Raw genomic sequence first — 12,416 nt, forward strand, 5'->3', positions numbered from 1 at the left:
GTCCGGGGTACCACGAACAAAAGATGACAAAAGTATCTATTGTAGGATTTCTACAATGGAATACATAGGGTGACTGGAAATGAGCGGAAATAAACGCTGCTTTACTTATGAGTATTTCAAAAATTACTTTGCTTCTCTGCGGATGCCTGGCCGCCTGAGAGCATCGACCGCTTGGTGATGCTAAATCACACAAGCAATAGGTGGTTTCGCTAAGGACTTGGTAATGATATGCAAGTTTAGGCGAGCGATACTTACTTAGATTTTAACTCCTTTTTTGGTGCCCGGATTGAATTACGCTGGCAAATTTGACGCCGCGATTTCCTTGGACGGCTTGGGTTCCCGATCGCCCGCCGATGGCCATGTCGATTCCTTTACCGCGAAGGCACACGGCCACGTGCCTGATGGCGCATTCGTGGTTCCCGACCCGAACCTGATCTTCAACGGCGATTTCAAGCGCGCCGGTCTCGATCTCGTGCTGTCCCATGATGGGCACGATTTCGTCGTTCACGATTATTTCAGGGGCGACAAGCGCGCGGCGATCGCCTCGCCCGATGGTGCGCACCTCACCGGGGACGTCATCAACGCACTCACCGGTCATGTGCAATATGCGCAGGCCGCTTCCGGCATTGCCGCCGCTCAGGTCATCGGCCACGTCACCAAGCTCTCCGGCAGCGCGACCGCGGTCCGTAACGGCGTCTCCGTCATCCTGAACAACGGCGACAACGTCGAGAAGGGCGACGTGGTCTCGACCGGTGGCGACTCGACGCTCGGCATCACGTTCATCGACGGCACGGTGTTCGGCCTGTCCTCCAATGCGCGGATGGTGCTGAACGAGATGGTCTACGACCCCAACGGGTCGAGCAACTCCTCGCTGCTGAGCTTGATCGCCGGCACCATCACCTTCGTCGCCGGCGAGACCGCCAAGCACGGCGACATGAAGATCGACACGCCGGTCGCCACCATGGGCATCCGCGGCACGGCGGTGCTGACCCAGATCAACTTCGTTGTTCCCGCCGGCGGCGGCGATCCGCAGCCGCAGGCGAGCTTCCAGGTGCTGGTCGAGCCGAACGGCACGACGGGCTCCTACATCCTGTTCGACAAGGTCACGCTGCTGCCGATCGCGACGGTCAACCAGGCCGGCCAGATGATCCAGATCAGCGGCGGCAACGTCTCGATCTCCAATGCCCTGATGTCACCGGACATCCAGAAGCTGATCACGGACGTGTTCACGCTGAAGTTCACGGACAACAACAGCAACACCAAGCTGACGCAGAACTTCACCGACTCGATCACGCAGACCGGCAACATTGTCTTCATCAAGACGGACACCGGTGCCACCGCGACCGCGACCTTCACGCATCTCCCTGAGCCGACATCGCCGGCGTCCGGCCATGATCCGTCGACCAGCACCCGCATTCCCGGCCCGCCTGTTCGTCAAAGCCTCGATCTCAACGGCAATGTGAAGACGGCGTTCGAGCTGATCGAGCGCGCGGACACGACCGGCGACACAACTCATTCCGACACGATCTCCGGCCTGATCACCTTCGTCGACCAGAACCTGGGCGACCGGCCGACGGTGAGCATAGACCTCGGCGATGCGCCGAACTTTGTCTACAAGAACGCCGGCCAGCAGGATGTCACCGGCGCGCTCTCTGCACTCCAGAAGCAGGACATCGCGGCAACGCAGATCCAGATCAGCGTCGCCGCAGCCGCCGGTAACAACAACAACGGCTCGGCGGTCTGGACCTACACGATTCCCGACCACGTCTTCGACTTCCTCGCGGCGGGCGAAACTTTGACGCTGACCTACAAGGTCCGTGTCAACAATAATTTCTCGGTCAATCCCGAAACGTCGTTCATCGACATCACCATCACGATCACGGGCACCAACGACAAGCCGGTGATCACCACCAGCGTTCCGGTCATCATCTTCGAAGGCGGCACCAGCGTGCCGGGTGGCCCGCTCACCAGCGATGTTCCGACGACGGGCACGCTGAGCTTCGACGACGTCGATCTCACCGACAAGCATACGGTGTCGGTGGCGTTGACCAGCGCGACCCTGCCGGATGGCACCGTTCCGCCGGGGCCGCTCGCGGCGTTCCAGAGCGCGATGTCAGTCGCGATCGCGGCGGGCGCCGACAGCACCGGGGACGGTACCGGCACCATCAACTGGTCGCTGGCTGACCTGCCGGTCTATCTCGCCGACTTCATCCCCAAGGGTGAGGTGCTGACGCTGGTCTACACCGTGACGCTCAGGGACGCGCAAGGCGCCACCTCGCAGCAGACCATCACCGTTACGATCACCGGCACCGATGCTCCCGCCGTGGTGTGGATCGCGACCGACAAGCCCGGCGCTCCCTCCGGCGGCTTCTGGAAGGACGCCGCGAACTGGGCGACCGGCACGGTCCCGACCATCAATGACGACGTCATCGTCATCACCGATCAGTTGCACGGGCTGACGCCGTCCTATCCGGTGACGATCGACACCGCGGCCTACGCCAAGTCGATCACGATGAACGACTACGACACCACGGTCGGCCACACGGCGCCGGAAGTCATCAACAAGAGTGCGTTGACGATTGCGGGCGAGGTCAGCCTCAAGGCCGATTCGAAGCTCACAAATTTCACGGCAAGTACGATCTCGGTTGGTGGCAAGGCCGAGTTCCTGGACAGTAGCGTCCTCGCCAATGCCGGCTATCTGACGCTCAAGGGCGGCGGCGATTTCGCCAGCGGTACCACGATAACCAATTCCGGCACGATCGAGCTGTTCGGCGGCACGCTGACGACGCTCGCCACGATCCACAATGCCGGCGGCACGCTGAAGGCCGATGCCGGCACGACGCTGATTGTCGACAGCGCGACGGTCGACGGTGGCACCGTGACGATTCTCGGCACGCTGGAGCTCGACGGCACCAGCCTGATCGAGAACGGCACGCTGAACAATTCAGGGGCAGTCAACGTCAAGGGCACAGCGGAGTTCGCCCACGAGACCGTCTCCAACGCCTCCGGCGGCACGATCAAGGTGCTGGCGAATGGCTGGCTGACGATCGACCAGGGCTCGACAGTCGCCAACAGCGGCAACGTCACGGTCGATGCGACCGGCAAGCTGACGGTGAACGGGGCCACGATCAGCGGCGGCGGCACGGTCACCGATAACGGCGAGATTGATCTCACCGGCGCTGCGGTGCTGAGTGGCGGCACTCTGAACAACAATGCGGCCTTCAAGGTCAGCGGCACCGGCAACGCGCTGGACCATGAGACCATCACGAATGCGACGACCGGCACGATCGAAGTGCTGGCGAACGGCGCGCTGACGATCGACCAGGGTTCGACCGTCGCGAATGCCGGCAACGTCACGGTCGATGCCAGCGGCAAGCTGACGGTCAACGGCGCCACCATCAGCGGTGCTGGGACCGTCACCGGCAACGGCGAGATCGACCTGACTGGCGCTGCGGTGCTGAGCGGCGGCATCCTGAACAACAATGCAGTGTTCAAGGTCAGCGGCACCGGCAACGCGCTCCACCACGAGACGATCACGAATGCGACCACTGGCACGATCGAAGTGCTGGCAAACGGCGCGCTGACGATCGACCAGAGTTCGACCGTTGCCAACACCGGCAACATCACGGTCGATGCCAACGGCAAGCTGACGGTGAACGGGGCCACGATCAACGGTGCCGGGACTGTCACCGGCAATGGCGAGATCGACCTCACCGGCGCTGCGGTGCTGAGTGGCGGCACCCTGAACAACAATGCGGCTTTCAAGGTCAGTGGCACCGGCAATGCGCTGGACGGCGAGACTATCACCAATACCGGCACGATCGAGGTGCTTGCCAATGGCGCCTTGACGATCGATCAGGGCTCGACAGTCGATAATTCCGGCGGCAACCTCATCGTCGATGGCAATGCCGCACTGAGGCTGGACGACGCCACGATCAGCGGCGGTGCCGTCAAGGGCGGCGGCACGATCGATGTTACCGGCGCCAGCAAAATCGACGGGGGAGCTATCCTCAGCGTCGCCGCCGTCACCGCCGACGCCGAGTTGACTCTGGATGGCGTCACCGTCTCCGGCACGGTCATCACTGACAAGTCCAGTATTGCGCTCGATAACACCGTCAAACTCAAGGACGGCGCCACGATCAAGGGTGCCTCGACGGCATCCAAGGGCGCGATCACCAACAACGGCATGCTCGAGATCGCGGGTGCCGCGACGCTGCTCAACGACGTCCTCACCAACACCGGCCACATCGTCAAGATCGACGCCGGCCAGACGCTGACGCTGTCTGGCACCGAGGTATCAGGCGGCACCATCAATAACCACAGCGGTACGATCGACGTCACGGGCGACAGCAAGATCGGCGGCAATGCCACGCTGAACCAGGGCGCTGTGACGGTCGGGAGCGGCGTCACGCTGACGCTCGACGATACGACAGTTGCGGGAGCCACGATCAGCAATGGTGGCACCGTCAAGGTAGATGCGAGCAAAAACCTGACCCTGTCGGGCGCGACCATCGACGGCGGTACGGTGACGATCGCGGGCACGCTGGAATCGACCGGCACGAGCGTTGTCGACAGCGCGGATGTCACCAACAGCGGCACGATCTCCGTCACCAGCGGCGCGCTGACGATCGATCCCGGCATTCTCCACGCCATCACCAATCACGGCCTGATCGAGGCGGTGACCGGCGGCGCGTTGAAGCTGACGACCGCCACAGTCACCAACACCGGCGCAACGATCGCGGTCGACGGCACATCGAAGCTTTATCTGTCGGATGTCTCGATCAACGGCGGCAGCCTGAGCAATTTGGGTAACCTCTACAGCGTCTCCGGCCTCAATACGATCACGGCTGGCGTCACCAACACCGGCGCTATCGAAGTCCAGACCGGCACGCTCAACCTCGCCGGTGGCCTCAGTGGTGTCGGCTCGGTGATCATCGACGATGGTGCGACGCTTGAGCTCGCGGGGGCGACGGCGCAGACCATTGCCTTCGCCGGTGGCGTCGACACGCTGCAACTCGACAAGGTGGCGGGCCAGAGCTTCACCGGCACCATTGCCGGTCAGTCGACGAAAGCCGGCACGTTCACGATCAAGGGCGCGGCCGATATCACGACAGCGAGCGGCGATGCACTCGACTTCACTGCATCGGGCGGCACATCGGCAACGCCCGCCGACATCGTTCTCACGCCCACCGGCGCACTGACTGGCGCGGCCAACGGCGTCGCGGTCACCCAGAACGGTACCGGCGATATCTCGTTCACGGCGACCGGCGACATCAAGGGCCTCGCCGGCCACGGCATGTGGCTGCGCGACAGCGCGACCGGCGCGGGCGATATCACCGTCAACAATCTCACCGGCAAGGCGACCGGCACCGGCGCGAATTCGGTCGGCGTTCTTGTCGAGAATTTGAACAGCGCCAGCGCCGGCGGCATTTCGATCACCCAGCTCGGCGGCGCTGTTGGTGGCGCATACGGCATCGACGCGGTTACGCAGGGCGGCGGCGACATCACGATCAACGCCGGCGGCGTGATCACCGGCAGCTCGATCTATGGTATCCGGTCGCGCAGTTACGGCGCCGGTGACCAGACCGTCACGACCAAGGTCGGCAGCGTCGTCACCTCGGGCAGTTCCGGGATCGTCGCCGTCAACCGATCAAACGTGCTCGGCGCGGCATCCGCCAGCACCATCACCGTCAATGCCTACGGCACGATCAATTCCGGCAGCAGCCTGAATCTCGGCGGCAATCCGCCAGGCGGCATCGAGGCCGGCTACACCGGTGCCACCAATGGCACTAACGCCAACACCGCGGTCAACGGCACGGTCGTTGTCAACAACCATGCCAACATCACCGCGTTGGCCGGTCACGGCATCAACGCCTATAATTACGGGAACGGCGACGTCACGGTGATCAGCTTTGCCGGGACGACGATCTCTGTGTCGGGTTCCGAGAGCGTCGGCATCAACGCCGCGGCATTGAGCGGCGGCATCGGCGACGTGACGGTCGTGCTCGGCCAGAATGTCACGATCTCGGGTGCGACGAGCTACGGCATCAGGGCCTACAGCATCGATGCGGGCGACATCAGCGTCACCATGGCGAACGGCGACAGTATCACGTCTGGCAGCACCGGTATCGTGGCGGTCAACTACGCCACTGCGGTCGCTGCCGGGATCGGGAGCACGATCTCCGTCGAGGCGCATGGCACGATCCACTCCGGCTCGACCTCGAACAACGACGGCACCATTCCGGGCGGGATCATCGCCGGCTATAAGCCGGGCGGCACCGGCGTGTTCTCAAGCGCGGTCAAGGGCGACGTCACCGTCACGAGCGATGCAACGATTATCGCCGATGCGGGCTATGGCATCGAGGCATTCACCTGGGCCGCCGGCAACATCACGGTCACGACCGGCGCGACATCCTCGATTGCCGCCGCGGGTACGGCGATCGGCGCCTTCGATCACGGTGGCGGCGACGTCAGCGTCACCAATAATGGCTCCGCTACCGGCGCGGTCGGCGTGTCTGCCATCGCCAACGGCAGCGGCGACGTCACCATCGTCAATCACGGTGCTATCACCAGCACGAGCCTCGCCGGCATCAGCGTGACGCAGAACGAAGTCGGTGCGACCGGCTCGACCCATATCATCAATACCGGATCGATCGTGGCCCCGAGCGCCCATGCGGCGATCTTCATCCAGGAGAACGCGACCGGCATCGCGCAGATCGACAATTCTGCCAGCGGAACGATCGGGTCCGCCGTCGCCTCGACCGTGACCGCCGCGACCTACGCCATCGTCGAGACCGGCGGCGCCATCACGATTAACAATGCCGGTCACATCAACGGCAATATCTCGGTCGCCACCGCGACGTTCAACAATGAGCTGGGCGGCACCTGGACCGTCGCCGGCACGGGCGTCTTCGGCAATGCGTCGTCCATCGTCAACCACGGCGCCATCGATCTGCATGGCGCGTCGATCTCAGGGACCGGGCTGAGCGTCGAGAATTGCGCGACCATCGACAGCTGGGGCACGGCGTCGATCACGGGCACCATCGCCAATGCCGGCAGCATCGAGGTCCATAATGGGGCGCTGACGCTGTTCGGCTCGCTGTCCGGTGCCGGCTCGGTCACCGTCGATGTCGGCGCGTGGCTGAAGCTCGAGGGCACGGTGACGGCCACGCAAACGATCACGCTCGACGGCGACGGCGCCCATCTTCAGATCGATGCGTCGACCTTCGGCGGATCGATCGCGGCGTTGTCCGCGAACGACACAATCGACCTGTCGACCATCAAATATGGGCTCGGCACCAGCGCGGTCTATGTCGCCAATTCCAATCCTGCGACCGGCGGCGTGCTGACGGTAACCGATGCGGACGGCAATCACATCAGCCTGGACCTGGCCGGCGCCGACTACAGCAATGCCCATTTCGCCGGGAGTGACGACGGCACCGGCCACACGCTGATCACGATGACCGATGACCACGCGCCGGCCTTCACCGCCGGCGGCGTGCTGGCGGGGGGCGTGTCCGAGCAGGCGGATGCCACCGGCGACTTCGCCACGTCCGATACGTCAACGTCCGCGACCGGCGCGATCGACTTCACCGACATCGACCTGACCGACCTTCCGACGGCACAGATCACCGGCCAAGTCGTGACCTCGCTTGGCGCCGATCACAGCACTAATCTCACCTCGTCGCTCACGCTTGACGAGATCGCGGCGCTCAAGAGCGGACTGACGCTTCTGCCGCAGGCCGGGCTGAACAATGGCACCGTCACCTGGAGCTATTCGATCGCCGACGGAGCGCTGGACTTCCTCGCCAAGGACCAGACCGCGAAGGTCGTTTCCACCATCACAATCACGGACGATTACGGCGAGACCGCCACAACCGACGTCACGATCACGGTCACCGGCAAGAACGACGCACCGACCCTGGCCGCGGTCACCACGGATCCGCTCGTCGATACGGCGATCGCCGACAGCTTCTCGGACATCACGGGAACGTTGGTCGGAACCGACGCCGACCATGGCGAGACGGCGGGGCTGACCTATGCCGTTCTGAACGCGGATAGTCACGGGACGACGGCTGGCCTGTACGGCTCGCTGACGGTCAACGAAAACGGCACCTACACCTACGTTCCCGACGCGGCTTCGATCAACGCGCTTTCGGAAGGCAATCATATCGATACGTTCACGGTGAAGACCACGGACGCGCAAGGCGCCGTCGGCACGGCGACGTTCGAGGTGAACGTAACAGGCGCCAACGACGCGCCGGTGATCACGGCCGCAAGCGGCGACAGCGCCGTCGCCACCGTGAGCGAGACCGATGCGGGGCTGGACAAGACCGGCACGCTGACGCTGTCCGATCTCGACACCGCCGATCACGTCAGCGTCGCGCGCAATGACCATGTCGACGTTTATCTCCAGGGCGATCTAAAGGCGGACGGGTTCGAAGGGTTGTGGGCCTCGGACCTGCTGAACTATTTCACCGTGCCCTCTGGCGAAATCCTGAATGGCACGGCCAACCACGCCCAGTTCACGTGGGAATTCAATTCGGGCAGCCATGCCTTCGACTTCCTCGCGGCCGGCCAGACACTCTCGCTGCAATACACGATCGTGCCGAGCGACGGGCACACGGCGACCGGCACCGGCAACGGCGTCGTCACCATTAACATAAACGGCACCAACGACGCGCCGACGCTCGACAGCACGACGCTGGCCTCGGTTACGGGCAACGAGAGCAATCCGGGCGGAGCTACGATCGTCAGCCTGTTCACGGACAAATTCCACGACGTCGACACCGGTGCAAGCTTCACCGCGGTCGCGGTGACGTCGGACACGGCCTCTGCTGCGCAGGGCGTCTGGCAGTACGAGCTCCACGGCACCGATCAATGGGTCGACATCGGTTTGGTCAGCGACACGAGCGCACTGGTGCTGAGCACGGATACGCTGATCAGGTTCGTGCCAGCCGATGGCTTCACCGGGACGCCGGATGCGTTGGGCGTGCATGCCCTCGACGACACCTATATCGGTGCAATCACCGATTCCTCGTCGCCCGCGACGATCGATCTCACGGCGACGGGCACCGGCGGCACGACGCCTGTCTCGCACGACCTCACCACTATCGATACCGAAGTGACGGCGCCTCCCGACAATGGCCCGGTCATCAACACCGATCACTTCCAGGTCTCGCACAGCAACGAGCTGAACACCGACTCCATCACCGGTCTCTCGGTCGTCGACACCGATTCCGGTGCCGCGACGGACGACTTCAAGATGACGGCCGTAACCGGGCATGACCCGGACAGCAGTGTCGATCCGGGGGCGGCTTGCGGCAACCTCGACGATATCAACTCCGCCCTCGCCGATGGGGTCACCTACATTCCAGGAGCCACCCCGCCCGCGACCGACCAGATCACACTGACGGTGACGGACAAGACCACGGGCCTGTTCGACACCGTCCACTTCATCTTCAACGAGGCCGGCGACACCAGCCAGGGCGTCAGCCTGCAAGGCACCAGCGGCAAGGACGTCATCTTCGGCACCGATACGAACGACACGCTGACCGGCGGCGACGCCAAGGATCAGTTCGTGTTCGCACCGGGCGTGCTGTACGACGAGAACGGGCAACCCGTCACCGACTTCTCGCACACCATCACGGACTTCACCGAGGGCCTCGACAAGATCGACCTGCGGCAGTTTTCGGGTGTCAGCTCCGTCAACAATCTCACCATCATCCAGCAGCAGGACTCCGACGACACGCTGGTCACCTGGCAGCAGCAGGTTAACCCCCTGGAGGGGGCGCTGATCACCGAGCACGAGTCGCTGCTGCTGAAGAGCGTGATTGCCGCCAACCTCAAGGGCAGCGATTTCATCTTCCACATCACCTGATCTTCGACCGGGTCTTGCCTGAGGCGGGCGCCCGGCTTGACCGCGGCAAAAAATCCATAATCCTCAGCATTCAGGAATGGCCAATCGCGGGCCGGCGCTCCATGATCGGCGCACGGCATGATGCGAGGCAGGAAGTCCTACTGAAATGAAACGTCTCAAGATCCTGCGGCGGTGGTTTGCGCGCAAGTTGGGGTTTGCGCGGCTGATGTGCCTTGCGCTGCTGGTCGTATTTGCCGGCGCTCGCCTCTGGGATCCGCCGCCGATCCAGGAACTGCGGCTGCGCACCTTCGACATGTTTCAGCTGATCGATCCTCGTCACAAGACGGCGCGGCCGGTCACCATCGTCGACATCGACGACAAGAGCCTCGCCAAGCTCGGCCAGTGGCCGTGGCCACGGACGCGGATCGCCGACCTGATCCAGAATCTCACCAGTCACGGCGCGGTGGCGATCGGCTTCGACATCGTGTTCTCGGAGGCCGACCGGCTCAATCCGGATCTGGTCGCGAGCCAGATGCGCTACCTGGACGACGCCACCCGCGCCAAGCTGCGCGAGCTGCCGAGCAACGACCAGATACTCTCCGAAGCGATCAAGCGCTCGCGCGTGATCTTGGGCGAGACCGGGCAGCGGGCGATTTCGTCCGAGGTCGACAAGTCGCTGCCCTTTACTGGCGTCGCAACGGTCGGCGAAGAGGGTGCTGAGCGCTTCCTGTTCGAGTTTCCCGGGCTGTTGCGCAACGTGCCCGAGATCGAGAAGGTCGCGGCCGGCCGCGGTCTGTTCTCGATAAAGACCGAGCGCGACGGCCTGATCCGGCGCGTGCCGATGATCATGCGCGCCCAAGGCATGGTCATGCCCTCGCTCAGCCTCGAGATTTTGCGCGTCGTCACGGGCACGCCAACGCTGCTGGTTCGGACCGACAAGACCGGCGTGCGGGCCGTGCGTCTCAAGGGCGCGGAGATCCCAACCGACAGGAACGGTCAGCTCTGGGTGCATTATGCGCGGCAGGATCCCTCGATCTACGTCTCGGCGGCCGACGTGCTCGACAACACCGTTGCGCCGAACAAGATCGCCGGCAAGCTGGTGCTGGTCGGCACCTCCGCGGTCGGGCTCAACGACATCAAGACCACGCCGGTGTCCTCGACCATGCCAGGCGTCGAGATCCACGCCCAGGTGCTGGAGAGTGTGCTGAGCGGCGCGGTGATCTCCCAGCCGAATTATGCGCTCGGCGTCGAGCTGCTCGCCGCGCTCGTCATCGGCTTGCTCGTCATCATCTTCACGCCGAACCTCGGACCGGTCCGCCTCGTGCTTGCCGGCGCGACCTTCGCCGCGATCCTGATCGGAGTGTCCTGGTTCTTCTATGCGCAGCACCGCTATCTGATCGACTTCACTTATCCTCTGCTCTCGACCACGGCGATCTATCTGACGCTGATCTTTGCCAGCTTCGTGCGCGAGCAGCGGCAGCGCGTGCAGATCCGCGGCATGTTCGCGCAGTACATGTCGCCGGTGCTGGTCGAGCAGCTCGCGCAGTCGCCGGAAAAGCTGGTGCTCGGCGGCGAGGAGCGCGAGATGACGATCATGTTCTCCGACGTGCGCGGCTTCACCACCATATCGGAAACCTACAAGCACGATCCGCAGGGCCTGATCGCGCTGATGAACCGCTTCCTGACCCCGCTGACCGACGTGATCATCGATCAGAAGGGCTATATCGACAAATATATGGGCGACGCCATCATGGCGTTCTGGAACGCGCCGCTCGACGATGCCGAGCACGAGGTCAACGCCTGTGAAGCGGCGATCCAGATGTTGGAGAAGATCGACGCGGTGAACAAGGACCGCGAGCAGGAAGCCATTGATGGCGGCCACGTCTACATCCCGCTCAATGTCGGTATCGGTCTCAACACCGGCATCGGCGTCGTCGGCAACATGGGCTCCGACCTGAAGAAGAACTATTCGGTGCTCGGCGACAGCGTGAACCTGGCCTCGCGCCTGGAAGGCCAGTCGAAGGAGTACGGCTTTCCCATTATCGTCGGCTCGAGGACCGCGCTCGCCGCCAAGGACAAGTTCGCGATCCTCGAACTCGACTTCATCATGGTCAAGGGCAAGACCGAGCCGGAAGTGATCTACGCCATCGCCGGCCGCGCGGACGTGATGCATTCCGGCGCTTTCCAGCGCCTGCGCAACGTCACCATCGAAATGCTCGCCTGCTATCGCAGCCGCGACTGGCAGGGCGCGCTGGACGCGATCGAACGCGGGCGCAGGAGCGAGGATGCCGACACGCTGGAAAAGCTGTTCAAGCTCTATGAAGTGCGCATCAAGGAATTCCAGGTCAATCCGCCGCCGGAGGGTTGGACCGGAGCCTATGCGCTGCTGACGAAGTGAGGGGGCGTTTGCTAATTGCTAAACCCTCCGTGGGGGGGGGGGGGGGGGGGGGGGGGGGGGGGCGGCGGGGGCGGGGGGGGGGCGGGGGGGGGGGGGCGGGGCGGGGGGGGGGGGGGGGGGGTGGGGGTTGTGTGTGGGTGTCGGGGGGTGGGGGGGAGT

The 12,416-nt window shown here is 63.7% G+C and carries 2 protein-coding genes; both read left to right on the plus strand.

Going from position 1 to position 12,416, the window contains the following annotated elements:
- Positions 1–286: 286 nt before the first annotated feature.
- On the plus strand, positions 287–9,880 hold the full coding sequence (locus tag ABIC03_RS30935) for a VCBS domain-containing protein (RefSeq protein ID WP_354063685.1): 9,594 nt from the start codon (positions 287–289) through the stop codon (positions 9,878–9,880).
- 145 nt (positions 9,881–10,025) lie between these two features.
- On the plus strand, positions 10,026–12,257 hold the full coding sequence (locus ABIC03_RS30940) for a CHASE2 domain-containing protein (RefSeq protein ID WP_354063687.1): 2,232 nt from the start codon (positions 10,026–10,028) through the stop codon (positions 12,255–12,257).
- Positions 12,258–12,416: the final 159 nt, after the last annotated feature.

The sequence above is a fragment of the Bradyrhizobium sp. RT6a genome (genome assembly GCF_040547675.1).
In the GTDB taxonomy this organism is placed as follows: Bacteria; Pseudomonadota; Alphaproteobacteria; order Rhizobiales; family Xanthobacteraceae; genus Bradyrhizobium.